Origin of the sequence: Cryptosporangium japonicum, from assembly GCF_039524755.1 — a bacterium.
GTDB classification, from domain to species: Bacteria; Actinomycetota; Actinomycetes; order Mycobacteriales; family Cryptosporangiaceae; genus Cryptosporangium; species Cryptosporangium japonicum.
Map to the genome: position 1 here is coordinate 285,011 of NZ_BAAAGX010000006.1, position 23,867 is coordinate 308,877.

The following is a 23,867-nucleotide window of genomic DNA, read 5'->3' on the forward strand; positions in this document are numbered from 1 at the left end:
GCACCGGCCGAGACTTCCCGGCATGACCTTCACCACCGCATTCGTCACCGGCGCCACCAGCGGAATCGGCGCCGCCATCGCTCGCACCCTGGCCGCCGACGGTCTGCACGTCGTCGTCGGCGGCCGGGACTCCGCCCGGGGCTCCGCCGTCGTCGACGCCATCCGCGCCGCCGGCGGCAAGGCCGATTTCCTCGCCGTCGACCTCGGCGCCGCGCCGGGTGTGCTCCGGACCGCCGTGACCGAGGCGACCGAGCTGCTCGGCGGCCGGGTCGACGTCCTGATCAACAGCGCCGGGCTCTACCCGGTCGGTCCGACCGAGGCACTCGCCGACGAGGACCTCGACGCGATGCTCGCCGTGAACGTCCGCGCGCCGCACGTCCTGGTCGGGGCACTCGCGCCGGCGATGGCCGAGCGGGGTTCGGGCGCGATCGTGACCATCGGGTCCTGGATGGCGACGCTCGGCGGCCCGTTCGGCGCGCTCTACAGCGCGACCAAGGCCGCGGACGAGCAGCTGACCCGGTCGTGGGCGGCCGAGTACGGACCTCGCGGGGTCCGGGTCAACGCCGTCGCACCCGGCGCCACCGCGACGCCGGGCAACGAGTACGCGGCCGAGGCCGTCCGCGCGATGGCGGCGACCACCCCCGCCGGCGTCCCGCTGCAGCCGCAGGACATCGCCGACGCGGTGTCGTTCCTGGTCTCCGACCGGGCCCGCATGGTCCACGGTGCGACGTTCGCGGTCGACGGCGGCATCACCGTCGCCCGCCCGGCCTGACGCCGGCTCAGCGCTCGTCGACGACGTCGTCGATGTGGACGTGGGTCCGCACGGCGTCGACGCCGGGCGCGAGGTCGCCGAGCAGCTCGACGATCGTCGCGTGGGCGGCGGCGTGGGCCTGGGCCGCCAACGTGGACAGTTGGCGGCCGTAGCCCGCGCTGATCTGCATCGTGACCCCGGTGAGTTCGTCGCGGTCACCGGTCGTGCAGGTGATCGACGCCGCGGCGGCGCCGGGGATCGCGTCGACGGCGCGCCGGATCTGGTCGGTCAGCACGTCGGTGCGGACGAAGTAGTCGCCGTGGGCGTGGCGGCCGCGCACGGGCTCGGACGTGCGGAACGCACCGCGCGCACGCTCGAGCAGGCCGGGCTGCAGCCTCGTCCAGCCGGTGTCGGTGTGCCCACGCAGCAGGTCGGTCGCGCGCGCGAGGGCGTCACCGGTGTCCGAAGGGTCGTTCACCGCCACTCCTTCAGCGTAGTCGCCAACGTGACCCGGGCTCGCTCCAGCAGACCGCGTACGACGGTCGGGCTGACGCCGAGGACCAAACCCACCTCGGCGTAGCTCAGCTGCTCCACCTCGCGCAGCAGCCAGGCCGACCGCTGCCGGTCCGGGAGCAGCCGCAACGCGCTGTCCAGCGCCTCACGCAGGTCCCGGCCGAGGGAGAGCTGGGCCGGGTCGGGTGCCGGGTCCGCGATGTCGGCGGCGGCGTCGTCGAAACCGGTCTGCGGAACGGCCGAGCGGCGGCCCAGCTGACGCGAAACGCGGTGGCGCACCAGCGTGAACAACCAGGTGCGCAGCGAGGAGTCGCCGCGGAAGCTCGGCAGGCCGCGCCAGGCGTCGAGGAACGCGTCCTGGAGAACGTCCTCGGTCGCCGAGCGGTCGTCGAGGACGCGGGAGGCGTAGCGGTAGAGCGCGGCGCCGTGGCGCGTGACGATCGCCGCAAACGCCTGCTTGTCGCCGAGGCGCGCGCGGCGCACCAGCACGGGGTCCGGCGGATGCCCGTCGGCGGCCTCTGTCGTCGGGGGCACCAGGCGTATCTGCCCAGGTCAGCGACCATTCTCCCTCGACTGTGACCTAGGTCACAGGAACTCCGCCGTGACGAATGGGCCGCACCCCGGCTCCAACCATTCGACACCAACACGGACTCCCGAGGAGGAGAGGTCATGACGGAGACGACGACCACGACCAAGCAGAACGTCGCGTCCACCCCCCGCAGCGCCGGCTCGAGCGAGCTCGTCGTGCGCGGCAGCCGCCTGGCGGGCGACCTCGGCTCGACCTCGATCGCCGACACGGTGGTCAGCAAGATCGCCGGCATCGCGGCCCGTGACGTCGCCGGCGTGCACACGCTGGGCAGCGGCGCCGCCCGCACCATCACCGCGCTGCGCGAGCGGATCCCCGGCAGCCGCACCAACCACTCGCAGGGTGTGTCGGTGGAGGTCGGCGAGACCCAGGCGGCCGTCGACATCGACCTGATCGCCGAGTACGGGGTCGCGATCACCGAGCTGGCCGCCGGGGTCCGTCGCAACGTGATCACGTCGGTGGAGCGGATGACCGGGCTCGAGGTCGTCGAGGTCAACATCGCCGTGGCCGACATCTACCTGCCCGACGAGGACACCGCGGTCGAGTCCGACCGCGCGCCGCGCGTGCTGTGATCGCTCGCCCCCCTGGCCCGGCGGCCGACGAGCCGGCCGCCGGGCCGGAGGTCGACGCGACGCTCGCGGACACGATCGCCGCGCTGGCGATCGGGGTGCCCGGGGTCAGCCGGCTGCACGGCGGCCTCTTCGGCGAGGTGGCCACGTACCTGCCCGGTCGCCGCGTCGCCGGGGTCACCGTGCACGACGAGGACGTCGAGGTGCACGTGGTGCTCGACGCCTCGGCCCCGATCCGCGCCACCGCCGAGCGCGTCCACGCCGCCCTGGCCACCGCCGTGGACCTGCCCGTCCGAGTGGTCGTCGAAGACATCGACCCGTCCTGATCGAAGGAGATCACCATGACCGTTCCCGCGTCGGTCGTCGGCCTGTTCGCCGCGCTGCTAATCGCGCTCACCGGTGCCGTCGGCGGCCTCGGCTGGTGCCTGGCGGCCGTGCTGCTCGCCACGGTCGGATACCTGGTCGGCGCCCACCTGGACCGGCGCATCGACCTCGGGTCGCTCCTGCCGGGACGCGGCCGTGGCTGAGACGACGACGGCCCCCGCCGCACCGGCCGCCGGGGCCCGGCCCGAGCCGGTGCCCGCGGGTGAGCGCGGCCGGCTCCGGATCGCCGACCGGGTGGCCGAGCGCATCGCGGTCGCCGCGGCCCGCGGTGTGGACGGCGTCGCCGTCACGTCGGGCGGGCTGGCCGGGCGCGGCTACCCCCGCGCCGAGGTCGTGGTCGCCGGTGACCGCGTCCGGGCCCGGCTCGAGATCGCCGGTCGCTGGCCGGTGCCCGCGGCGCGGCTCGCCGCCGACGTCCGGAGCACGGTCGGCGAGCAGCTGACGGCGCTGGCCGGGTTCCGCGTGGACACCGTCGACGTCACCGTCGCCACGATCGTCCGCGACGACACCACCCCCGGAAGGAGAGTCCAGTGACGACACCAGGTGAACGCGCCCCCGCCCGGCTCGTCCGCGGGCCGATCGGCGTCGCCGGTCCGCTGCTCGCGACCGTGCTCCTCGTCGTCGGTGTCGTCCTGGCGCGTGACGGCCTCGTCGCCGGTGGGCTGCTCGGGGGCCGGGCCACCGTGCCCGCACTCCTCGACGCCGCCGGCCGCCTCACCGCGCGGTCCTGGCTGATCCCGGTCGGCGCCGGGCTCGCTCTCGTCGGCCTCGGGCTCGTCTACGCCGCGGTCCGTCCGCGCCCCCGCCGCGGCATCCCGGTCGACTCCGCCACCGGCCTCTACCTCACCGCCGACGGGGTGGCCCGGCTCGCCTCCGACGCCGCCGGCGAGGTGGGTGGAGTCCTCTCGGCGCGGACGTCGGCTGGCCGCCGTCGCGTCGTGACCACGGTCGAGGCCACGACCGACGATCCCACGCTCGCGGACGCCGTCACGCGAGCCGTCTCCGCGCGCCTGGCGCACCTGCGGACGCCGCCCGCCGTGCGGGTCCGGCTCCGTGCGCCGCGCGCCGACTCCCGGAGGGTCCTGTGATGCGTCGCTCCACGCTCGTGCTCGACCGGCTGGCCGCGCTGGTGGCCGGTGTCGTTCTCCTCGGCCTCGGCGCCGCCCTGGTCGCGTGGCCGACCGGCTGGCTGGCCGATCAGTGGCCCGGTACACCCGACCGCATCAGCACCGGATCCGCCGACGACGTCGTCACCGCGTCCTGGTGGCCGTTGGCCTCCGGCGCCGCCGGGGTGCTCGCGGTCGTGCTCGCGGCCTGGTGGCTGCTCGCGCACCTGCCCCGGCGCGGCGTCGGCGCGCTGCTCCTCTCCGGGTCCGACCGGAGCGGACGTCTGGTGCTCTCCCCCGCCGGCCCGGCCGACACCGCCGCGTCGGTGTTCGCCGAGACACCCGGGGTCCGCTCGGCCCGCGGCCACGTCGTCCACGAGCGCGGCGCGACCGTCGTCGACCTCACCGCGACGCTGGAGCCGCACGCCGACCTCACCGACGTGGTTACCGCCTCGGACGCGGTGGCCGCGGACCTGCGGACCGTGCTGGGACGCGACGACGTGACCACCCGGATCAACCTCACGGTCGCCGGCCACCGGCGTTCGCTACCCCGGGTGCACTGAGCGTCACGGGGCGAGCTCGTCGGAGCCGGGCAGAAGGCCGCCCCGCTGTTCGGCTGACGGGTCAGTCCCGCAGGAACCGGTGCACCGCGTCGAGCAGCGACGGAGCGAGCGTTCCCGGAGCGGCGGGGTCGGTCATCAGGTGGCCGACGCCGGGCAGGACGACCCGGCCGACGACGGCGGCCAGCTCGGTGGTGGCGTCGCACGGGACCTGCGGGTCGGCGGTGCCGCAGGTGAGCAGCGTCCGGGTTCCCGGCGGCAGGCGGCGGGCGAGCGACGCGGGCTCGACGGCGTCGATCGTCTCGACGTAGCGGCGGCTGGGGCCGGCCAGCCCGCGGAACAGCTCCGCCACCGCCGGCGGCATGCCCTCGGTGCCGATCGGGCGGTGTGCGCGGAGGTCGGCCACGGCGCGGTCGACGGCACGCTCCGCGGCCCGTTGCCGAGGACGGTCCAGCTGACCGGCATCGACGGCGGCGGCCAACTGGTCACGCAGCTGCTGGGCGAGCACGTCGAGGAAGCGTCGCGCCAACGGCTGCAGCAGGCCGACGCCGTCCGCACGCGGTCGCGCGGTGACGGCGACGCGCAGCGCGGTCAGCGCGCCTTCGCTGTGTCCGATCAGGTGCACCGCGCGCCGGTCGATCTCGGGCCGCCCGGCGAGCAGGCGGTAGGCCGCGTCGGCCTGGCGGACGAACGCGTCGTAGTCGATCGTCTCCGGCTTCCGAGCGTAGGCGCCGAGCCCGGTGCGCCCGGTGCCGTACTTGTCGAAACGCAGGCTGACCACGCCCTCGCGCGACAGTGCCGCCGCGAGCTGGGTCAGCGTGTGGGGCGCGAGCGCGGCCTGGTCACCGTTGCGGTCGGTGGGGCCGCTGCCGGGTAACAGCAGCGCGGCCTTCATCGTCCGACCCCGGTGATGGGCGGGGACGTGCAGAGTGCCGTACGTGGTGGTGCCGTCGACCACGAAACTGACCTCGTGGTCGGTCGCAGGCACGGTCGGCGCGGTCGGCGCCGCGGCGCGGGCCGGTGGGGCCGCCGCCGCGACGAGGCCGGTGAGGACGGCCGCCGACAGTGCGAGCCGGAGACCGGCCTTCATCGGGGAATCGCCTGCTCGATCAGCGCGACCGTGGCGGCCGGGTCGGGCACCTCGACGACCAGGCGGGCGTAGCGCTCGTCGGCGAGCGCGATGACCACGGCGCGGGCCCGGTCGCGGACGTTCCAGAAGACGCGCTCACCGTCCTGGTGGAACGTGCCCGCGGTGATCACGCCGGGCACGTTCGTCCCGGGCGCGCGCAGGCCCTTCGGGTCGTGGGCGATCCCCGGGTCGGCGGTGGCGCCCCGGACGTTCACCAGCGGGATCACCAGGCGGCTCTTGAACGCCCAGAGCTTCTCCAGTGCTTCCATCTCCACGACGAGGTCGTCGCCGTTGATGCTGACCTGAGCCATGCGCAAAGTCCTTTCGTGGGCAGGCGGGACCGGCCGGAACCGACGTCCGGCCGGCGGTGGGTGGCGAGCGCTACGGGCGGCGCACCCCGGCGCGGACCCGGAGCCGTTCGCCGAGCACCGCGCTGAGCGCGGTCGGAGCCGGGGACAGCTGCAGTGCCCGCTCCAGGTCGTGCCAGGCTTTGGACACCAGGGCGGCCACTTCGACGTCGACGGGGGCGCGCTCGACCGCGGCCAGCAACAGCAGGTCGAGCCCGGGTTCGTCGACGACGTCGGCGCCGGCGGCGAGCCGCTCGGCCAGCGGCGGGAGCTGGTGCTCGAGGTGCCACCGCAAGGCCGCGAGATAGAGCCCGCGTTTGCTTCCGAAGACCTTGTAGAGGCTGTTGCGGTGCACCCCCAGCTGCTGGACGAAGTCCTCGACGGACACGCCGTCGTAGGCGCGGCCGGCGGTACGTAGGTTCTGCCGACGCGAGAGACCGCCGCTCGAGCGTTCGATGAAGGTGTCCGGCACACCTCCCCGAGCGAAGGCGGCGACTGGTGATCTTCCACGGCAACCGGATCAAGTTGAAGGACGGCATCTCCGCCGAGGCCGCGCACGAGGCACTCGCGCTGCTACGGACGGCCGGCGAGGAGATCCCGGCCGTGCTGAGCTTCGTCGTCGGCACCGACATCGGCGCCGACTACGACTTCGGCGCGGTGTTCGTCCTGGCCGACCTGGACGGCTACTGGGAGTACCTCACCCATCCGGCGCACTCCGCGGCCGAACGCGGCGGACTGCCGATGATGGAGAAGTTCGAGGCCTTCGACGTCACCGACGACCCCGACCCCGAGTTCGGCGCCAAGGTGGCCGATCTCCAGCGGCGTCACGTCGAGACCGACCCCGTCCTCGCCGAGCTGATGGCAGCGCTACCGACGAACCTCGGCAGCTCCCGCGTCCAGTAGCCGCCAGCCCCGGCCGAGTACGTAGGCCAGTGCGGTGGTCACCACGACGAAGCCGTCGATGGCCGCCGTCGCCGGTGCGTCCGGCGTTCATTGCCGGAGGTCGGGCGCCGCGCGTTAACGTTCCCATCGTGTGGACGGCCGCGCCCGCTGATCGCCTCGTGGGGAGACAGGAGGAGGCCCGGCGTCTCGACGAGCTGATCGCGGCCGCGCGTACCGGGCCGGGTGGCGTCCTGGTGTTGCGGGGCGAGGCCGGCATCGGCAAGAGCGCGCTGCTCGACCACGCCCGCCGGGCCGCCACCGGCTTCCGGATCGTCGACGCCTCCGGAGCCGAGTTCGAGAACGTGCTGCCGTACGCGGCGCTGCACCAGCTGTGCGCGCCGTTCCTCGAGCACCTGGCCGACCTCCCGGACCAGCACCGGGACGCCCTGCGGGTCGTGTTCCAGTCCGCGCCCGGCGCCGCCGACCTGTTCCGGGTCGGCCTGGCCACGCTGAACCTGCTGGCCGCCGCGGCCAGGGAGCAGCCGCTGCTCTGCCTCGTCGACGACGCGCAGTGGCTCGACGCCGCCTCGGCGAACGCGATCACGTTCCTGGCCCGCCGGATCACCGCCGAGCCGGTCGCGATCGTGTTCACGGTCCGCACCCCGGCCCCGCCGGACGCGCTCGACCAGCTCCCCGGCCTCACCGTCAGCGGGCTGACCGACCTCGAAGCGCGGACGCTGCTCGCCGCCAGTGGCGCCGCGCACCTCGACGAGGAGGTCCGCGACCGGATCGTGGCCGAGGCCCAGGGAAACCCGCTCGCGCTCCTCGAGCTGCCGCGCGCGGGGGGCTTCGCGCCGCCGGACACGACGTCGCTGACCCACCGGATCGAGAGCGGCTTCCGCGAGCGGCTGACCGACCTGCCCCCTGCGGCGCGGCTGCTGCTCACGGTGGCCGGCGCCGAGCCGACCGGCGACCCGGGCCTGCTGTGGCCGGCCGCACGGCACCTGGGCCTCGACGCCCCGGGGGTCCGCGCGGCGGTCGCCGACACCGGCCTGGTCGAGTTCGCCACCCGGATCCGCTTCTGCCATCCGCTGGCCCGGTCCGCGGTGTACCGGGCCGCGTCCGGCGAGCAGCGTCGCCGGGCGCACGAAGCGCTGGCCGAGGTCACCGACCCCGTCACCGACCCCGACCGGCGGGCCTGGCACCGGGCCCAGGCGTGCATCGGCCCCGACGACGAGGTCGCGACCGCGCTGCGGCAGTCCGCGTCACGCGCCCAGTCCCGGGGCGGATTCGCGGCCGCGGCCGCGTTCCTGGAGCGCGCGGCGGCTCTCACCACCGACCCCGACACCCGCGTCGAACGGACGCTCGCCGCCGCGCAGGCCGGCCTCGACGCGGGCGCGGTCGACAACGCGGCGGAGCTCCTGCGCACGGTCGGGACCGACGCGCTCGACCCGCGCCGGCACGCCGAGGTCGACCTCTTACGCGGGCAGATCGCGCTCGCCCGGCACGACGCCGACGACGGCCCGATGTACATGCTGCGCGCCGCCGAGCGGCTGCGTGACGTCGATCCGCACCGATCGCGTGAATGCCTCGTCGACGCGCTGGAGATGAGCCTGTTCGTCGGCCGCCCCACCGGTGTGCTGGAGCAGGTCCTCGCGGCCGCCCGGCGCGCGGCACCAGCCCCACCGGACCTGTTGAACGCGCTGGCCTCCCTGGCCGCGGGCGGCCACCGGGCGGCGGCACCGCTGATCCGCCGGGAGCTCGAGAACGCGCAAAATCCGCTGTGGACGCGGCGCCCGGCGCTCGCCTCCCTGCTGGCGGCCGAGCTCTGGGACGCCACCGCGCACCGCGCGATCGCGGAGGGGCTCGTCGAGGCCGGCCGCGAGTCGGGGTCACCGCTCCTGCTCCGGTTGGGCCTCGGCCAGATCGCGTCCAGCGCCGCGCTCATGGGTGACCTCGGCCGCGCCCTCACGGCGACCGCCGAGGGGGAAGCCATCGCGGACGCGGTCGGTCTGGCGCCGGTCTACTACGACCGTCTGTACGTCGCCGCGGTGCGCGGTGACCGCGACGCGTTCGAGCTGTTCGACGCGGTGGCGGCCGCGGCGGCCGAACCGGGGTCCGGCCAGCTGGTGGCCAACGTGCACTGGTCCGCGGCGGTGCTCAACAACAGCCTGGCCGACTATCCGGCCGCGCTGGTGGCCGCTCGCCGGGCCGTCGCGTCCGGTGATCTGTTCCTCGCCGGGGCCGCTCTGCCCGAACTGGTCGAGGCCGCCGTCCGCACCGACGAGCCGGGCGCCGCGGCCTCCGCGCTGGAGGAGTTGTCCGAGCGGGCCCTGGCCGCCGCGACGGAGTCCGCCGCGGGGGTCGCGGCCTACGCCCGTGCCCTGGTGACCGGCGTCGAGGACGACTACCGGAGCGCGGTCGAGCACCTGGAGAAGTCCCCGCTGGTGCTCTACCGGGGCCGGGCCCAGCTCCTGTACGGCGAGTGGCTGCGCCGCCAGGGGCGTCGGCGCGACAGCCGCAGGCACCTCCGGATCGCCCACGAACTGCTCTCCGACGCGCGGATCGACGCGTTCGCCCGCCGCGCCGCCGACGAGCTCCGCGCCACCGGGGAGACCGCGCGCAGCCGGACGACGCCGACCTACGAGCAGCTGACCAGCCGCGAGCTCTACGTGGCGAGGCTGGTCGCGACCGGCGCGACGTCGGCCGAGGTGGCTGCCCGGCTCTACGTCAGCCCCCGGACCGTCGACGCCCACCTGCGCAACATCTTCCGCAAGCTCGGCATCACGTCGCGCCGGCAGCTGCGTAACCTGCGGGGCCTCGGCGCCGACACGTGAAACGGCCCCGCCGGGGCGGGGCCGTTTTCTCATCTCGACGTCAGTGTCGGCCGCACTCCCGCTCGGCCGTCGTCTTCAGGTCCTTCAGCCAGGCGTCGAGCCCGGCGCCGAGCACCGCGGTCGAGAACGCGACGTCCTGCTCGGGCTGAGCGCCGCGCCAGGTCTCCTCGGTGCGGACGTGGACCCGGCCGTGGACCTCGCGGAACTCCCAGACGTGGACACCCTGGTCGATACGCAGGCCCTTACCCACCGCCGGGCCGGTCCAGCGCACGCACTTCTGGCGCTGCACCTGCTTCACGGTGGAGGTGACCGCGAGCGTCGTCGCGGGGTTGAGCGCGGTCTCGGGCACCGGGGTCGTCCACCGGAACGACGATCCGGGGCGCAGCGGGCCCCGGTCGAGACGCTTGCTGGTGGTGACGGCCGACTGCCACGTCGGCCATCGGGCGACGTCGGTCTGGATGCGCCACACGGTGCGCAGCGGCGCGTCGATCACCGTCTCCGCGCGGTAGCGGATCCTCGCGGCCGGGTCGGTGCCCCGTCCGGCGCACTGCGGAGCGCCGGGACCGGAGCCGGTGTCCGGGGTCGCCGATGCGGGCGCGGCGGCGACCGTCAGCGCTCCGACGATCGCCAGCAGGGTCGACATCGCTCGAGCAGTTCGCATCAAATTTCCTCCGCAACGGACGTCGGACTGACCTCACCGAGCGTGCGCGCGCGAGTCCCGCGTTCGCGTCGGCGAAAGCCGCCTAGGTTGCACCATCGGCGCGGAGTGGTGACTGCGCGTCATCAGACGACGATGACGGCCTTGCCGGAGAGGTCGCCCGCGCCGGCCTGGGCGTGGAGGGTGGCCAGGTCGGCCAGCGGCACCCGCTGAGCGACGTCGATCGTCAGTTCGCCGGTGTTGACCCGGGCCACCAGGTCGGCCAGCTGGTCGGCGTCGCTGCGGACGAACAGGTCGATGCCGCGCACTCCGCGCTTCTCGTCGGAGGGTGCCGGCATCCAGACCGTGGTGTTGACGAGCGCGCCACCGTCCCGGACCAGGGTGACCAGCGCGGCCAGCTGCTCCGGGGCGACCGGCGCGAGGTTGAGCGCGAGGTCGACCGGCTCGGTCACCGCCGCGGTCACGTCCGTGGTGGTGTGGTCGACGATCTCGTCGGCGCCGGCCACCCGTCCGCTACTGCGCGGAGAGGCCACCGCGATCACGTACGCACCGGCGTCCTTGGCCAGCTGCACGGCGTAGGCGCCGACCGCTCCCCCGGCGCCGTTGATCAGCACCCGCTGCCCGGCGGCCAGGTTGCCGTGCTCGAACAGCGCCTGCCACGCGGTGAGCCCCACCAGGGGCAGCGCCGCCGCGTCGGCGAGCGGGACTTTCTTGGGGGCCGCGGTCAGGATGTCCGCCGGCGCGATCGTGTACTCCGCGGCCGCGCCGGTGCCCACCATCGGCAGGAAGCCGACGACCTGGTCACCGACCGCGACGCCGTCCACCCCGTCGCCGAGCGCGTCGACCGTGCCGGAGACGTCGATGCCCGGGGTGTGCGGGAGCTCCACCGGGATCGGCCCCTGCATGAAGCCGGCGCGGATGTTGCCGTCGACCCCGTTGAACGACGTGGCGGCGACGCGTACCCGAACTTCGCCGGCGCCCGGGGTGGGCTGCTCGACGTCCTCGTAACGCAGGACCTCGGGACCGCCGAACTCGTGAAAACGCACTGCCTTCATGGCTGGGCCTGCTTCCTGTGAGTGCTCCGTGGCCCCGTCTCCGGGGCCGCACCCAACATCGCAGGATCCGGCGCGATCAACCTGGGCCGAGTTGGCCCACCCGCACGACGGCCGGCCCTTCGGCGGCGCCGACGACCTCGGCGAGCCGGGCCGCGTCGGCCGATCCGGGCGCCGCGGTGAGCAGCAGCGCGGTCAGGTCGTCACCCGGCACCGCGAGCAGGCTGCCGACGAGCGTCACCGAGTGGCCGTCGGGGTGTTCGAACGCGGCGCTGCTCTCGTAGGCCGCGACCGGTCGCGGCGTGCGCCACAGCGCGTCGAACCGGCGGCTGTGGGTCCGCAGCTCGTCGACGAGCGACGCGAGCGACGCGTCGGTCGGGTAGCGCAGTAACGTGCTCCGCAGCTGGGCGACGAGGATCGACTCGTGGTCGGACGCGTCCGCGTCGGACTGCTGGAACTGGTCGAACGGGTCGCAGAACGTGCGCCAGGCGACGTTCCAGTCCCAGGGGTCGCCGGTGAGCGTCCAGTGCTCCAGGGCCAGGAACGCGCTGTTGACCGCGACCAGGTTCATCGCCGCGTCGGAGATGAACATCGGGGTGTCGGCGAAACGTTCCAGCAGCCGGGTGGCGCCGGGCCCGACCTCGTTGGGCACCTGCCCGTCGGCGGCGGCGTACCCGGCCAGCGCGCAGAGCCGCTCGTACTCCGCCCGCCCGACCTTCAACGCGCGGGCGATCGCGTTCACCACACCGGCCGACGGGTGGCTGCGTCCCTGCTCCAACCGCCGCACGTAGTCCGCGGACATGCCGGCGAGGTCAGCGAGCTCTTCCCGGCGCAGCCCGGGAACCCGCCGATCGCCTACCGGTAGCCCGACCGACGCGGGAGCCGTGCTCTCGCGCAGCTGGCGCACGGCGGCGCCGAACTCCTGTCCTCCCACCGCCTTATTGTGCCCTGCCGTCCCGGCGGGAGAGCGCGCCGGAGAGCGCGATGATGAGCACGCCGACGATCGCCAGGCCGGTCGCGATCAGCGCGGGGGCGCGGTAGCCGAACCCGGCCGCGATGACGACGCCACCGGCCCACGCCCCCAACGCGTTGCCGACGTTGAGCGACGCGTGGTTCATCGCCGCGCCGAGCGTCACCGCGTCGCCGGCGACGTCCATGAGACGCAGTTGCAGGTTCGTCACCACGATCGAACCGAGCCCGGCGAAGACGAACACCACCGGGAGCGCCCACCAGCCGTGCGGTGCGGCGAACCAGAACGCCAGCATGGCCAGCGTCGTGCCGATGGCGCCGAGCAGCAGCGACCGGTAGACCGACCAGGCCGCCAGCTCGCCGCCGGCCCAGGTGCCGACGGTCAGGCCGAGACCGAACGCGAGCAGGAACAGCGGGACGGCGGAGGCCGAGAGCCCGGCGACGCCGGTGACGGTCGTGGCGATGTAGGAGTAGATCGCGAACACCCCGCCGAGGCCGATGGAGCCCGCCGCGATCGTCAGCCACACCTGGCCGCGGGTGAAGAACGTCCGGGCCTCCGCGCGGCCGCTGCTCTGGCCGGTGGCCGGCGTCGCGGGCACGAACGCGGAGATGAGCGCGACCGCGAGCGCCGCCAGCACGGCGCAGGCCAGGTAGGTCGTGCGCCAGCCCAGGTGCTGCCCCATCCAGGTCGCGGCCGGCACGCCGACGAGGTTCGCGACCGACAGGCCCAGCATCACCGACGCGATCGCGCGCCCGCGCCGGGCCGGGTCGACCAACGCGGCCGCGGCCAGACTGGCGATGCCGAAGTACGCGCCGTGCGGCAGCCCGTCGAGGAAGCGCGCGGCGACGAACAGGCCGTAGTTCGGCGCGATCGCGGTGAGCAGGTTGAACACCGCGTAGGCGCTCATCAGGGCCAGGAGCAGCCCGCGCCGGGGCAGCCGGGCGCCGAGGATGGCCAGCACCGGCACGCCGACGACCACGCCGAGCGCGTACGCGGTGATGCCGTGCGCGGCCTGCGGCTCGGTGCGGTGGAGTCCCTCGGCGATCTGCGGCAGGACGCCCATCGTGACGAACTCGGTGGTGCCGATCGTGAAGCCGCCGACGCCGAGGGCCAGCAGGCCCGGCAGGGCCCGGGTGCGGCGCGGCGGAGCCGGGATCGTGGCGGTGGGTGACGTGACGGTCATTCGGGTGCGGTTCCTCTGTGCGTGACGTCGTCACCCGTCCCATGACGGCAGGCCGATCGCCTCTCGGTAGATCGGCGACGCTGCCGGTTCTGAAGAGTAATCCGCGTCGGTTGCTACGCCCAACCGCGTCAGTCGTCGAGGAGGGTCCGGATCCGGTCCATGGCGGCGATCGCACCCGCCCGGTCGCGGCGCCCGAGGCCGCAGCTCGTCGACACGTCGACCCGGGCGCCGACCGCGTCCTCGACCTGGTCGCGGACGCGCCGCTGGGTGCCGAGGTCCTGCTCTTCGTGGGCGTAACCGGCGACGACGCGGACGCCACCGGGCCGCAGGCCACGCAGGGGCCGGTAGAACGCGGGGTCGACCACCGGAGGTTCCGCCCCGGCCGCCAGCGGGAGGTGCACGTACTGCAGCGGGCGGCTCGCCGGCCAGCGCTCGACCAGCGCGTTGGCCAGCTCGACGAGCGGCTGGGCGTCGCTCGGCGCCCCCAGCGCCCGGTGATTGAGATCACCCAGGCACAGGTGCGCACCGAACCGGGCTCCGCGGGGTGCGCCCAGGGCGAGTGCCGCCACCCGCCCGGCCAGCAGGCCGGCCAGCGCCCGGCGCGCCGGGCGCGGCGCCCTGGTCAGCAGCACCAGCTCGGCCGGCAGCTCCACCTGGAACACCACGTCGTCACGGTGCACCTCGTGCATGGCGATCGCGAGCGCTTCGGCGAACGGCCGCTCGTAACGCAGGACACCGGTCGGACCGAACGTGAACAGCGCCAGGTCGATCGCTCCCGGGATGCCGACCTGGAACCCCCGGACGCCCGCGGCGCGCTGCTCCCGGTAGACCGGGTACGACGCACGCGCGGCGGCGGTGATACCGAGGTCCAGGGTGGCGCCGTAGAGCCGCTCACCGCGGCGGACCCGGTAGCGGGGCACCGTGTCGTACCCGGAGAAGTCGCCGGGCCGGGTGATCTCCAACGCCGGATGGTGACGGAAGTCGTCCAGGACGTTCATGATCCACTGGCTCCGCTCACCCGTCTCGCCGTCGGGCAGGTGGTCCAGGCGCCCCGGCAGGTGTTCGACCGCCAACCGCATCGCGTCGGCGGCGTCGTCCGCCGGAATGCTGCCCACGAGGTGGGCTCGACGTCGGCTCTCGGTTCCGGGCACGACGTCGAGCCTGTGCGACCGCCGGACGCGGCGCATCGGCAACCGCTACCTATTCTTCGACCGAGCGCGAGTTGGTGAGCGTGAGCGCGCCGCCCGCCGCGACCAGTCCGACGATCACCGCCACCACCGCGTAGGTGATCCGCTCGCCGTGGAAGAACGACGCCACCAGGCTCGCGCTCCACGCACCGGCCGGCAGCTGGGTGGCCACCAGCGCGGCGATGAACGTGCCGATCACCGCGGTTCCGACGCTCGTGCCCACCTCCTGGGCGGTGTCGTTGAGCGCGGTGCCCATCGAGGTGCGGTTGCTCGGCATCGCGTCGACCAGGGCGATGGCGCAGATCGTCATGACGGTGCGCAGACCGATCGTCATCGCCACCATGCAGACCGCGATGACCGCGTACCCGTGGTCGACGCCCCAGGACAGTCCGGCCAGCGAGCCGGCCAGGAAACCCGCGCCGACCAGGCACGCGATCCGGTGGCCGAACTGCTTCGCGAGCCACTCCGACAGCGGGGTGGCGGCGAGCATCGTCACGATGATCGGCAGGTTGGCCAGACCGGCACGCATCGGGCTCCACCCGTAGGCGTACTGGAAGTGCAGGATCAGGCCGAACATCACGGTGGCCATCGCGATCGACGTCCCGATCTGCGCGATCGCGGCGCCCCGGACGGTGCCGTTGGAGAACAGCTTCAGGTCGAGCATCGGCGCTGGCGTACGACGCTCGTGCCACACGAACCCGAGCGCCGCCACCACGGCGCCGACGATCGAGGCGATCGTGATCGCGGAGCTCCAGCCGTTGTCGATGCCGCTGGTCAGCGAGTAGCACGCGAGCCCGATCGCGGCGACGCTGAGCACGGCGCCGGGCAGGTCGAGCGTGTCGTCGGTCAGGTCCTCGGCGCGGTCGGCCGGCACCCCGAGCCGCACGCCGATGCAGGCGATCAGCGCGATCGGGGCGTTGACCAGCAGCAGCCACTGCCAGTCGAAGTGGGCCAGCACGGTGCCGCCGAGCACCGGGCCGAGGACGAAGCCGGACATGCCGACGATGATCATCACGGTCATCGCACGCATGCGCAGCGTCTGGTCGTCGAACAGGCGGAAGACCAGCGAGTTCGTGATCGGCGCCATCGCCGCCGCCGCGATGCCCAGACCGGCGCGCAGCGCGATCAGCTGCCAGCTCTCGGAGACGAAGACGACGCCCAGGCTCAGCAGCCCGAACACGGCCAGTCCGACCAGCAGGACACGGCGGCGGCCGAGGCGGTCGGCCATCGAGCCGGCGGTGAGCAGCAGACCGCCGAACGTCAGCGAGTACGCGCCGGTGACCCACTGCAGGCCGGTCGTGCTGCTCCCGAGGTCACGGGCGATCGTCGGCAGCGCGATCGACAACAGCGTGTTGTCGACCATCTCGACGAAGAACGCCAGGCAGAGGGCGGCCAGCGGGATCCAGGCCGCGCCCAGCGAACGGTAGGTGTGCGACGACTGGCCGGGTGCGGCGACGTCGGGGGTGGCAGTCACGGTGGAACCCATCGGTAGGTACTTCGCGGTCATGAGGCGCGGTTGCGCACAGCAACGACCTTGGCCCCCGCCGCCGTCAGATCGCGCACAGCTCGCTGCCATCGCCTCTCAGCGCGCTGTCAGCGACGTTGGCGGACATCAGCCGCGTCCGCCTACGCTGACGGTCGAGAACCTGTTCAGCTGGAAGTAGGGATCTGGTGTCCGACCCCGACGTCGCCGTCCAAGCCCGCCGTCGGCGGACCTTCGCCGTCATCAGCCACCCCGACGCGGGGAAGTCCACGCTGACCGAGGCGCTGGCGCTGCACGCCGACGCCATCACCCAGGCCGGCGCGGTACACGGCAAGGCGAGTCGCCGTGGCGTCACCAGCGACTGGATGGAGATGGAGCGCGAACGCGGGATCTCGGTCACGTCGGCCGCGCTGCGGTTCACCTACCGCGACACGATCCTCAACCTCGTCGACACGCCCGGCCACGCCGACTTCTCCGAGGACACCTACCGGGTGCTGACGGCGGTCGACTGCGCGGTGATGCTGCTCGACGCGGCCAAGGGCCTGGAGCCCCAGACGCTGCGCCTGTTCGAGGTCTGCCGTCACCGCGGCATCCCGATCCTCACGTTCATCAACAAGTGGGACCGGCCGGGGCAGGACGCGCTCGGGCTGCTCGACGCCGTCGAGGAGCGGCTGGGCATCCGCCCGACGCCGGTCACCTGGCCGGTCGGCATCGCCGGTGCGCTGGAGGGGCTCGTCGACCGTCGCCGCGACGACGAGGTCGTCGGGTTCGAACGCTCGGCCGGTGGGGCCACGGTGGCGGCGGAGAGCGTGCTCGACCCGGCCGCGCTGAGCGGCGACGCCGCGTACACCACGGCGGTCGAGGAGCTGGACCTGCTCAGCAGCATCGGCGCCGAGCACCACCCGGACGACTTCCTGGCCGGCAAGGCCACCCCGGTGTACTTCGGCAGCGCGGTCTCCAACATCGGTGTGCGTCACCTGCTCGACGGGATCGTCGACCTGGCCCCGTCGCCCGGTCCGCGGCCGACCGCCGGAGGGGCACCGCGCCCGCTCGAGGCGGACTTCTCCGGCGTCGTGTTCAAGGTCCAGGCGAACATGGACCGGGCCCACCGGGACCGGATCGCGTTCGTCCGGGTGTGCTCCGGCCGGTTCGACCGGGGCATGCAGGTCGTCCACGCCACCACCGGCCGCCCGTTCAGCACGAAGTACGCCAGCTCGTTGTTCGGTCAGGAGCGCTCGACGCTCGACATCGCCTACCCCGGCGACGTCGTCGGCCTGGTCAACGCGTCCGCGCTGCGTGTCGGCGACACCCTCTACACCGGGCGCGCGGTCGCGTTCCCGCCGCTGCCCGCGTTCGCCCCCGAGCACTTCGCCGTGCTCCGTCCGAAGGACCTCAGCCGCGTCAAGCAGTTCCGTCGCGGTGTCGTCCAGCTCGACGAGGAGGGCGTCGTCCAGGTGCTGGTGTCCGACCGGCGCGGCGAGCAGGCCCCGGTGCTCGCCGCGGTCGGCCCGATGCAGTTCGACGTCGCGCTGCACCGCCTGGCCCAGGAGTTCGGCGCACCCGGCGTCCTGGACCCGCTGCCCTACCAGCTGGCCCGCCGCACCGACGCCGCCGCGGTCGGCGTCCTGGAGCGGGCCCCCGGCGTCGAGGTGTTCACCCGGACGCGGGACGGGGCGCTGCTCGCGGTCTTCCCGTCACCGTGGCGGCTGTCCTCGGTGACCAGGGACCACCCCGACATCCGGCTGGACGACATCCTCGACAGCTCGAGTTAGCCGGCGGGGCCGAACCAGCGGGCCAGCCGGTCGTCCAGGTCGTGCTGCTCGTCACCGGCCCAGGCGACGTAGCCGTCGGGGCGGAGCAGGACCGCAGGCACCTCCAGCGACGCCGCCGGATCCGCGACGTGCTCGACCCGGTCCGACCAGCGCCCGACGGTCAGACGTCCGGTGCGGTCGAGCAGCAGGCCCCGGCCATGGTGCAGCCGGTCGTAGAGGCTCCCCTGCGCCAGCTCGACGTCACGCAGACGTCGGCCGACCGGGGCGGGGCCCTCACCGAGGTCGTAGCGCAGGTCGATCGCGGTGATCTTCCCGATCAGGTGACGGTTCACCTGATCGAAGCCGATCAGCTCGGTGAGCAGCCGGCGCACCGACTGCGGGCCGGGCTCGGTGGACGACAGCTCGATCTGGGCGCGGGTGTTGTCGAGCACGTCGGCGGCGACCGGGCGGCGTTCGGACTGGTAGGTGTCGAGCAGCGGCTCCGGCGCCCAGCCGCGGATCTGGGCGGCGAGTTTCCACCCGAGGTTGAACGCGTCCTGCAGGCCGAGGTTGAGCCCCTGCCCGCCGATCGGCGGGTGGATGTGCGCCGCGTCGCCGGCCAGCAGGACCCGCCCGACCCGGTAGTGCTCGACGAGCCGGGTGGCGTCGCCGAAGCGGGACAACCAGCGCGGGGAGTGCACCCCGAAATCGGTTCCGGCGAGCGCGCGCAACTGCCGCCGGAAGTCGTCGAGGGTGGGTGGTTCGGCCCGGTCGACGACGCCCGCCGCCGGAACGATGACCCGGTAGGTCCGCTCGCTGACCGGCGCGACGATCACCCGCGGGTCGGTCTCGCGGACCCGGGCCATCGTGGCGGCGATCTCGTCCGGCGGTGTCGCGGCCGCCAGCTCACCCATCAGCGTCTCGGTGCGTGCGGGCTCGCCCGGGAAGCCGACCCCGAGCAGTGTGCGCACGGTGCTGCGGGCGCCGTCGCAGCCGACGAGGTAGCGCGTACGCAGCTGTGCCCCGTCGGACAGTCCGACGGTCACGCCCTCGGTGTCCGGCTCGAGCGCGGTCACCGCGCAGCCGCGCCGCACCTCGGCGCCCAGGGCGATCGCGTGCTCCTCGAGCAGCTGGACGAGGACCGGCTGCGGGATGCCGAGCAGGTAGGCCTGGGCGGAGTCCAGCCCGTCGGGCACGGGCGCCGGGATGGCCGCGAAGAAGCCGCCGGCCGGCCGCTTGCGTCCGCGTTCGAGAACGCGCTCCAGCAGCCCACGCATGGCCAGCAGCTCGAGGCTGCGGATGTGCAGGCCGACGATGCGTGCGAACGAGACGGGCTCGGTGTCCTTCTCCAGGACGAGAACCCGGACGTCGTGCCGGCGCAACTCGGCGGCGAGCACGGCTCCGGTCGGCCCACAGCCGGAAATGATGACGTCGAACATGAGGTGTTGCCTTTCGGGAGAGAGGCGCTCCCGGCGACACCTACGTCAATCGCCCGATCGTGACGGGAGGGGGAGCACCCACGCTGCTAGCACGTTCATGGGTCTCACCTCCTCCGGCAGGGCCACGGCCGACTGGAAGCTACAAGGCCGCGCAGCCGACCGTCCACCTCTTATTGACTTGTCGCAAGCATTGTCTCAAGCTGTTGCGACAAGGGTTGAGACGTTGGAGGTGCTCATGTCCGCGGAGACCGTTCCTACGGGGATCAGGATCGCCCGGTTGTGGCTGGCCGGGCGGGGCCTGGCCGAGGTCCCACCGACACCGGGGCTCGCCGCGCGCCTGACGGTCCGGCGCCGCGCGCGCGTGGCCGCCGCCGTGGCGCTGGCCGTGTTCCTCGTCGCGGTCGCCCTGGTCAACGTCGCCCAACTACCGTCCGACGCCACCGACGACGAGCTGGGGGCTGGTCGGCTCGTGGCGCTGCTGGGCCTGGTGGCGCTGGTGCTCGCCCTGGTGCTGACCCTGTCCCTGCTGGACCGGTGGGTGTGGCGGGTCGATCAGCGGGCCGCCGCGGCGCTGGCCCGCCGGGCGGCCCACCCCGTCCGGCCCGACTGGCGCAGCGTGCTCGGCCGGGCGCGGGCCGCGTTCCTGGTGACGACGTTCGCGGCGGCGACGGTGCTGGCGATCGCCAACCTGGTCGTGCGTGACTCGACCGCGCGGTACGCCGCGATCATCCAGGTCGTGGGGTTGTGCGGGCTCGCGGTCGGCACCGCGCTGCAACTGCGTCACGTGCTGACCCGCCCGGTCGTGGCCGACGACGAGAACTCGCTGACCGTCGACCACCTGATGCGTGTCGAGGACGCCCGTGAGGTCGCGGTGCCGACCGCGGTGTGGTCGCTGCCGGTCGTGTCGGTGTTCGCCACCGGGCTCGACTCGTGGAACTACGCCTGGCTCGCGTTCATCGTCCTGAGCGTCGTCGCGCTCGTCGCGATCACCGTGGCGACCGCGCGGGGCGCCCGATGATCGTCATCGACCCGTCCTCACCCACCCCGCCGTTCGAGCAGCTGCGGGCCCAGCTCGCCCGGCAGATCCAGGACCGCACGCTTGCCGTCGGCACCCGCCTGCCGGCCATCCGGCGGCTCGCCGCGGACCTGGGGCTGGCGGTCAACACCGTCGGGCGGGCCTACCGGGAGCTGGAGGAGGCGGGGCTGATCGAGACCCGCGGCCACGCCGGCTCGTTCGTGTCCGCGGCCGGCGAGCAGGGACGCGCCCGGGCGCAACGTGCCGCCAGCGAGTACGCCGCCGTGATCACCAGCATCGGTCTCGACGCCGGCGAAGCACTCCGGATCGTCCAGGCGGCACTGGGCCACGGCCTCCCCGACCCGACGGCCTGACTCAGGTCTCCAGCGGTTTCGCGTGCTCGGTGAAGGCGTCGAGGAAGTCGTCCCACTCGGCCGGGGTGATCACCGGGTAGAGCACGAACTTGGTGACGCCGGCCTCGACGTACCGCTCGATCGCCGCGGTGATCGCCGGCCAGCCCACCGGCACCAGCTCGGCCGGATCGACGTCCGGGCGGCGGGTGCGGAGAGCCGCCGCCGTCTCGGCGGGCAGCGCACCGAACGCCACCGGCAGGCTCAGACCGAAGTGGTCGGGTTCGATCTCGCGCCCGGCCCGCTCGGCGGCCGCGTTGATGCTCGCGATGCCGGCCGCCGCCTCCGCCGGTGTCCGCCGGCTGGCCAGCCACCCGTCGCCGAACCGGCCGACCCGCTCCAGCGCCGCCGGCACCGCCCCGCCCAGCCAGATGTCGGGTGGGCGGGGAGGTCGCTCCCCGATGCCGATGTCGTCGAACGAGAAGTGTTCGCCGTGGAACGTGACCGTCGGCTCCGACAGCAGGCGACGCACCACGGTCAGCGCCTCGTCGAAGACCGCGCCGCGCTTCCCCGGCGGCACCGGGAACGCGCCCCGCTCGCTCGCGCGGGCCGGGCCGAGACCCACCGCGGGTAACACCCGGCGCGGAGCGAGCAGCGCGAGCGTCGCCAGTTCCTTCGCGAACAGCACCGGGTTCCGGCCCGGCAACACCACCACACCGGTGCCGACCTTCAACCGTTCGCTGCGGGCCAGCGCCCAGGCCAGGCCGGTCATCGGGTCGACGGACGGGGCCGAGAGCTGCTCGGAGAGCCAGAGCGAGTCGATGTCGAGCTCGTCGAGCCGGGACACCAACCGCTCCAGCGCTCCGGCGGGCAGCGAGCCGGTGCCCACCCCGATGCGGACCTTCACCCGCGAGTCACCCGCGTCTCACCCGCGTCTCACCCGCGCGAGCGGGGCAGGCAGCACTTCTTGTACTTGATGCCGGAGCCGCACCAGCACGGGGCGTTGCGCTCGGGCGGCCAGTTGATGTGCTCGGTGCTGTTGCTGACGTAGGACGCCCTGGTCTGCGGGTCGGCCGGGTCACCTGCCGCCTCCAGGCCCGCGACGGTGCCGGGCACCAGCACCAGGTCGGGCCCGGAGCGCCGGACCAGCTCGCGCTCCAGGCGGGCCCGGTGTTCGTCCCAGTCCGCGCCGTAGGTTTCGGTCAGCGCCGGCCACCGCTCCACCAGCTGGTCGAACTCGGCCTTCGGCCAGAACACCAGGTCGTCGGTGGCTTCCGCGGCCGTACGCGCGTTGGCGTTGGCGAGCTTGGTCTCGAGCCGTTCGGCGAGCACGTCGTGCGCGTCGTGCGACCGGCCGAGGGTGTGCCGGATGCGGTGGCGCTGCTGCAGGAGGAAGAACAGCAGGCCGGCGTCCTCGGCGCTGGTCGGGGCGGGACCCTCCCGCTCGGCCAGCACCTCCTCGACCGCCCCGGTGAGCCACTCCTCGGCGAGCCGGGCGCGCCCACCGACGGCCAGCGCGACGGTGACGTAGGCAGGGGCGTCGGGGTACTGGGTGAGCACCGGGCGCAGCGGCTCGAGCTCGGCCACCGCCTCGTCCTCACGGCCGGCGCGGAACAGGATCCGGGCCCGCAGCGCGCGGGCCGCCGCGACCGGGCTGTCGTCCCGTTTGTCGTACGCGTCGAGGGCGCGCTCCACGTACCGCAGAGCGGCGTCGAGCTTGGAGCGGCTCTCGGCGATCTCGGCGGCGAGCACGAGCGCGAGCCCGGCGTCGTCAGGGTCGGACAGACGACCGGCGTCCACGGCGCTCACCAGCTCGGCGGCTACGCCGAGCGGGTCGGCCGCACCCAGTGCGGACTGCCGGATCTCTGCAAGGTCTGTGCTGGTCAAGTCAGCTTTCAGCGCCACGCCGCAACCGTACTCCGCCGGAATGGATTTGCCGTTCACGAGATCCCGGGCTAACGTTCACAACGTCCTCATGAGGACGCGGCGCGGGGTGGAGCAGCTCGGTAGCTCGCTGGGCTCATAACCCAGAGGTCGTAGGTTCAAATCCTGCCCCCGCTACCAAGGAAAGGGCCCGGACGGTTTCCGTCCGGGCCCTTTCGCATGGCGCAGGTCACACCACCGGCCGACGCCTCAGTGGTGAACGCTCCGTCCGGCGCGAGGGTGCCGGCGACGGCGTCGAGCAGGTCGTCCTGATGACCGGGCGCGAAAGCGGCCCGCGGCAGCCCGCTGACGATCACGTCCGCGCGGGGAAGCCATGCTGCGCCGAAGCCGTGGAACCCGCCGGCCCGGACGAGCAGCTCGGCCTGGCCACCGGCGGCCCAGATGCGGTCGGCGTAGGCGACGTCCTCGTCGCGGAAGACCTCCGCGGACCCGGCGTCGATGTACGTCGTCGGCAGGCCGGAGAGGTCGTCGGCCACGGCGGGCGACAGGTGGCCGGGGACGTCGCCGTCGGACAGGTCACCCAGCAGCGTGACGCCGGCGGCGAGGCCACCGCCGGCGCTGATTCCGGCGACGACCACCCGATCGGCGTCGACGCCCAGCTCGGTCGCGTGCGCGGCGGTCCAGCGGAGACCCCGGTAGGAATCCTCGACCGGGACCTCGCCGCCGGCCTCGGGTGCGAGCCGGTAGTCCGCGGTGACCACCGCCGACCCGAAGCGGTCGAGCCACTCCAGCGGAATGTCGATCTGGGAGAACCGGCGCCCCATCACCACCCCGCCGCCGGTAGACGCAGGGCGCGTCCGGCTCGAGGTGGCGCGGAGTGAAGATCGACAGCGGCATCCCCGCGAGTAGCGCCCGCAGCTCGGGATCGACCGTGGGCTTCACGAGTCCACCTCGGCGAACGCGGGCTTACCGCCGACCGGGATCGCGTCGGTGTACTGCGACTCGCCGTGCAGCAGCGGCCTGAGTACCGCGACGAACGCCTGCGCGGGCTCCGAGGCGAAAAACGCGGCGTGCGCGCGCTCGGTGGTCCAGCCCTCGGCGACCGAGACCACGTCCGGGAGGCCGGCCCGGGCCGTGACACCGAGCTTCGGGAAGATCCGGTAGAGGTTCGGCCGGCCGCCGAGCCACGACGCCATCTAGTTTCTTAAATCACCTAAATAGGTGAAAATAC

General features: G+C 73.7%; 27 protein-coding genes, 1 tRNA gene and 1 pseudogene. 13 read left to right on the plus strand and 16 right to left on the minus strand.

The window, feature by feature from the left end:
* Positions 1 to 22: 22 nt before the first annotated feature.
* A complete protein-coding gene (locus tag ABD437_RS06230) occupies positions 23 to 772 on the plus strand; it encodes an SDR family NAD(P)-dependent oxidoreductase (RefSeq protein ID WP_344648161.1) in 750 nt (249 codons plus the stop codon).
* Positions 773 to 779: 7 nt separating this feature from the next.
* Here ABD437_RS06230 and ABD437_RS06235 read toward each other — a convergent pair whose 3' ends face one another.
* Positions 780 to 1,229 (minus strand): hypothetical protein, encoded by a 450-nt coding sequence (locus tag ABD437_RS06235; RefSeq protein WP_344647766.1) that lies wholly within the window; start codon positions 1,227 to 1,229, stop codon positions 780 to 782.
* Positions 1,226 to 1,798, minus strand: a complete 573-nt coding sequence (locus tag ABD437_RS06240) for an RNA polymerase sigma factor (protein ID WP_344647767.1) — start codon at positions 1,796 to 1,798, stop codon at positions 1,226 to 1,228. Before ABD437_RS06240 ends, ABD437_RS06235 begins: the two co-directional genes overlap by 4 nt.
* A gap of 135 nt (positions 1,799 to 1,933) precedes the next feature.
* Here ABD437_RS06240 and ABD437_RS06245 point away from each other — a divergent pair, with 135 nt between their 5' ends.
* Genes ABD437_RS06245 through ABD437_RS06270 form a run of 6 tightly spaced genes read left to right on the plus strand, consistent with a single transcriptional unit; the run spans position 1,934 to position 4,472 of the window.
* Positions 1,934 to 2,422, plus strand: a complete 489-nt coding sequence (locus ABD437_RS06245; protein ID WP_344647768.1) for an Asp23/Gls24 family envelope stress response protein — start codon at positions 1,934 to 1,936, stop codon at positions 2,420 to 2,422.
* Positions 2,419 to 2,745 (plus strand): Asp23/Gls24 family envelope stress response protein, encoded by a 327-nt coding sequence (locus ABD437_RS06250; RefSeq protein WP_344647769.1) that lies wholly within the window; start codon positions 2,419 to 2,421, stop codon positions 2,743 to 2,745. The genes ABD437_RS06245 and ABD437_RS06250 overlap by 4 nt, the downstream gene beginning before the upstream one ends.
* A 15-nt stretch (positions 2,746 to 2,760) precedes the next feature.
* Complete coding sequence (locus ABD437_RS06255; RefSeq protein ID WP_344647770.1) at positions 2,761 to 2,946, plus strand: DUF2273 domain-containing protein; 186 nt, start codon at positions 2,761 to 2,763, stop codon at positions 2,944 to 2,946.
* A complete protein-coding gene (locus ABD437_RS06260; protein ID WP_344647771.1) occupies positions 2,939 to 3,337 on the plus strand; it encodes an Asp23/Gls24 family envelope stress response protein in 399 nt (132 codons plus the stop codon). Before ABD437_RS06255 ends, ABD437_RS06260 begins: the two co-directional genes overlap by 8 nt.
* A complete protein-coding gene (locus tag ABD437_RS06265; protein ID WP_344647772.1) occupies positions 3,334 to 3,891 on the plus strand; it encodes a DUF6286 domain-containing protein in 558 nt (185 codons plus the stop codon). Before ABD437_RS06260 ends, ABD437_RS06265 begins: the two co-directional genes overlap by 4 nt.
* Complete coding sequence (locus ABD437_RS06270; RefSeq protein ID WP_344647773.1) at positions 3,891 to 4,472, plus strand: Asp23/Gls24 family envelope stress response protein; 582 nt, start codon at positions 3,891 to 3,893, stop codon at positions 4,470 to 4,472. Before ABD437_RS06265 ends, ABD437_RS06270 begins: the two co-directional genes overlap by 1 nt.
* A gap of 61 nt (positions 4,473 to 4,533) precedes the next feature.
* Here ABD437_RS06270 and ABD437_RS06275 read toward each other — a convergent pair whose 3' ends face one another.
* The 3 genes from ABD437_RS06275 to ABD437_RS06285 form a co-directional block, all read right to left on the minus strand.
* Positions 4,534 to 5,559, minus strand: a complete 1,026-nt coding sequence (locus ABD437_RS06275) for an alpha/beta hydrolase family protein (RefSeq protein WP_344647774.1) — start codon at positions 5,557 to 5,559, stop codon at positions 4,534 to 4,536.
* The gene (locus ABD437_RS06280; RefSeq protein ID WP_344647775.1) at positions 5,556 to 5,909 is read right to left on the minus strand and encodes a hypothetical protein; all 354 of its coding nucleotides are present in this window, start codon (positions 5,907 to 5,909) and stop codon (positions 5,556 to 5,558) included. The genes ABD437_RS06275 and ABD437_RS06280 overlap by 4 nt, the downstream gene beginning before the upstream one ends.
* A 70-nt stretch (positions 5,910 to 5,979) precedes the next feature.
* Positions 5,980 to 6,402, minus strand: a complete 423-nt coding sequence (locus tag ABD437_RS06285; RefSeq protein WP_344648162.1) for a TetR/AcrR family transcriptional regulator — start codon at positions 6,400 to 6,402, stop codon at positions 5,980 to 5,982.
* Positions 6,403 to 6,443: 41 nt separating this feature from the next.
* On the opposite strand from ABD437_RS06285, the gene ABD437_RS06290 reads away from it, so the two are divergent.
* A complete protein-coding gene (locus ABD437_RS06290; protein WP_344647776.1) occupies positions 6,444 to 6,848 on the plus strand; it encodes a Dabb family protein in 405 nt (134 codons plus the stop codon).
* A gap of 128 nt (positions 6,849 to 6,976) precedes the next feature.
* Positions 6,977 to 9,664 carry a helix-turn-helix transcriptional regulator gene (locus ABD437_RS06295; RefSeq protein ID WP_344647777.1) on the plus strand — a complete coding sequence of 896 codons (2,688 nt, stop codon included), beginning with the start codon at positions 6,977 to 6,979 and terminating at the stop codon, positions 9,662 to 9,664.
* A 40-nt stretch (positions 9,665 to 9,704) separates the two neighbouring features.
* On the opposite strand, the gene ABD437_RS06300 is transcribed toward ABD437_RS06295, so the two are convergent.
* From ABD437_RS06300 to ABD437_RS06325, 6 genes are all read right to left on the minus strand, one after another.
* Positions 9,705 to 10,325, minus strand: a complete 621-nt coding sequence (locus tag ABD437_RS06300; RefSeq protein WP_344647778.1) for an SRPBCC family protein — start codon at positions 10,323 to 10,325, stop codon at positions 9,705 to 9,707.
* A 122-nt stretch (positions 10,326 to 10,447) separates the two neighbouring features.
* Positions 10,448 to 11,377 carry an NADP-dependent oxidoreductase gene (locus ABD437_RS06305; protein WP_344647779.1) on the minus strand — a complete coding sequence of 310 codons (930 nt, stop codon included), beginning with the start codon at positions 11,375 to 11,377 and terminating at the stop codon, positions 10,448 to 10,450.
* A 76-nt stretch (positions 11,378 to 11,453) separates the two neighbouring features.
* Positions 11,454 to 12,308 (minus strand): helix-turn-helix domain-containing protein, encoded by an 855-nt coding sequence (locus ABD437_RS06310; protein ID WP_344647780.1) that lies wholly within the window; start codon positions 12,306 to 12,308, stop codon positions 11,454 to 11,456.
* 4 nt (positions 12,309 to 12,312) lie between these two features.
* Positions 12,313 to 13,527: an MFS transporter gene (locus ABD437_RS06315; protein ID WP_344647781.1), complete on the minus strand. Its 1,215-nt coding sequence runs from the start codon at positions 13,525 to 13,527 to the stop codon at positions 12,313 to 12,315.
* Between the two features lie 128 nt (positions 13,528 to 13,655).
* A complete protein-coding gene (locus tag ABD437_RS06320; protein WP_344647782.1) occupies positions 13,656 to 14,678 on the minus strand; it encodes a hypothetical protein in 1,023 nt (340 codons plus the stop codon).
* 49 nt (positions 14,679 to 14,727) lie between these two features.
* Entirely contained in the window at positions 14,728 to 16,200 is a 1,473-nt protein-coding gene (locus tag ABD437_RS06325) for an MFS transporter (RefSeq protein ID WP_344647783.1), read from the minus strand.
* A gap of 185 nt (positions 16,201 to 16,385) precedes the next feature.
* On the opposite strand from ABD437_RS06325, the gene ABD437_RS06330 reads away from it, so the two are divergent.
* On the plus strand, positions 16,386 to 17,969 hold the full coding sequence (locus ABD437_RS06330) for a peptide chain release factor 3 (RefSeq protein WP_425558095.1): 1,584 nt from the start codon (positions 16,386 to 16,388) through the stop codon (positions 17,967 to 17,969).
* Here the strand turns inward: ABD437_RS06330 and ABD437_RS06335 are convergent.
* Positions 17,966 to 19,387 (minus strand): FAD-dependent monooxygenase, encoded by a 1,422-nt coding sequence (locus ABD437_RS06335; RefSeq protein WP_344647784.1) that lies wholly within the window; start codon positions 19,385 to 19,387, stop codon positions 17,966 to 17,968. The two genes, ABD437_RS06330 and ABD437_RS06335, sit on opposite strands and share 4 nt — an antisense overlap.
* Positions 19,388 to 19,622: 235 nt before the next feature.
* Here ABD437_RS06335 and ABD437_RS06340 point away from each other — a divergent pair, with 235 nt between their 5' ends.
* Entirely contained in the window at positions 19,623 to 20,405 is a 783-nt protein-coding gene (locus tag ABD437_RS06340; protein WP_344647785.1) for a hypothetical protein, read from the plus strand.
* Positions 20,402 to 20,776 (plus strand): GntR family transcriptional regulator, encoded by a 375-nt coding sequence (locus ABD437_RS06345; protein WP_344647786.1) that lies wholly within the window; start codon positions 20,402 to 20,404, stop codon positions 20,774 to 20,776. The genes ABD437_RS06340 and ABD437_RS06345 overlap by 4 nt, the downstream gene beginning before the upstream one ends.
* 1 nt (position 20,777) lies before the next feature.
* On the opposite strand, the gene ABD437_RS06350 is transcribed toward ABD437_RS06345, so the two are convergent.
* Entirely contained in the window at positions 20,778 to 21,659 is an 882-nt protein-coding gene (locus ABD437_RS06350; RefSeq protein ID WP_344647787.1) for a TIGR03854 family LLM class F420-dependent oxidoreductase, read from the minus strand.
* 29 nt (positions 21,660 to 21,688) lie between these two features.
* Positions 21,689 to 22,657: an SEC-C domain-containing protein gene (locus ABD437_RS06355; protein WP_344647788.1), complete on the minus strand. Its 969-nt coding sequence runs from the start codon at positions 22,655 to 22,657 to the stop codon at positions 21,689 to 21,691.
* 82 nt (positions 22,658 to 22,739) lie between these two features.
* Here ABD437_RS06355 and ABD437_RS06360 point away from each other — a divergent pair.
* Positions 22,740 to 22,816, plus strand: a tRNA-Met gene (locus tag ABD437_RS06360).
* A gap of 173 nt (positions 22,817 to 22,989) precedes the next feature.
* Here the strand turns inward: ABD437_RS06360 and ABD437_RS06365 are convergent.
* Positions 22,990 to 23,533 (minus strand): annotated as a pseudogene (locus tag ABD437_RS06365) (alpha/beta hydrolase); the annotation flags it as partial.
* 41 nt (positions 23,534 to 23,574) lie between these two features.
* Positions 23,575 to 23,832, minus strand: a complete 258-nt coding sequence (locus tag ABD437_RS06370; protein ID WP_344647789.1) for a hypothetical protein — start codon at positions 23,830 to 23,832, stop codon at positions 23,575 to 23,577.
* Positions 23,833 to 23,867 lie beyond the last annotated feature (35 nt).

Coding starts and splice junctions, on each gene's coding strand:
- ABD437_RS06245 (WP_344647768.1), top strand. CDS start 1,934: ATGACGGAGACGACGACCACGACCAAGCAGAACGTCGCGTCCACCCCC.
- ABD437_RS06325 (WP_344647783.1), bottom strand. CDS start 16,200: ATGGGTTCCACCGTGACTGCCACCCCCGACGTCGCCGCACCCGGCCAG.
- ABD437_RS06280 (WP_344647775.1), bottom strand. CDS start 5,909: ATGGCTCAGGTCAGCATCAACGGCGACGACCTCGTCGTGGAGATGGAA.
- ABD437_RS06370 (WP_344647789.1), bottom strand. CDS start 23,832: ATGGCGTCGTGGCTCGGCGGCCGGCCGAACCTCTACCGGATCTTCCCG.
- ABD437_RS06305 (WP_344647779.1), bottom strand. CDS start 11,377: ATGAAGGCAGTGCGTTTTCACGAGTTCGGCGGTCCCGAGGTCCTGCGT.
- ABD437_RS06335 (WP_344647784.1), bottom strand. CDS start 19,387: ATGTTCGACGTCATCATTTCCGGCTGTGGGCCGACCGGAGCCGTGCTC.
- ABD437_RS06315 (WP_344647781.1), bottom strand. CDS start 13,527: ATGACCGTCACGTCACCCACCGCCACGATCCCGGCTCCGCCGCGCCGC.
- ABD437_RS06300 (WP_344647778.1), bottom strand. CDS start 10,325: ATGCGAACTGCTCGAGCGATGTCGACCCTGCTGGCGATCGTCGGAGCG.
- ABD437_RS06270 (WP_344647773.1), top strand. CDS start 3,891: ATGCGTCGCTCCACGCTCGTGCTCGACCGGCTGGCCGCGCTGGTGGCC.
- ABD437_RS06345 (WP_344647786.1), top strand. CDS start 20,402: ATGATCGTCATCGACCCGTCCTCACCCACCCCGCCGTTCGAGCAGCTG.
- ABD437_RS06340 (WP_344647785.1), top strand. CDS start 19,623: ATGTCCGCGGAGACCGTTCCTACGGGGATCAGGATCGCCCGGTTGTGG.
- ABD437_RS06275 (WP_344647774.1), bottom strand. CDS start 5,559: ATGAAGGCCGGTCTCCGGCTCGCACTGTCGGCGGCCGTCCTCACCGGC.
- ABD437_RS06230 (WP_344648161.1), top strand. CDS start 23: ATGACCTTCACCACCGCATTCGTCACCGGCGCCACCAGCGGAATCGGC.
- ABD437_RS06255 (WP_344647770.1), top strand. CDS start 2,761: ATGACCGTTCCCGCGTCGGTCGTCGGCCTGTTCGCCGCGCTGCTAATC.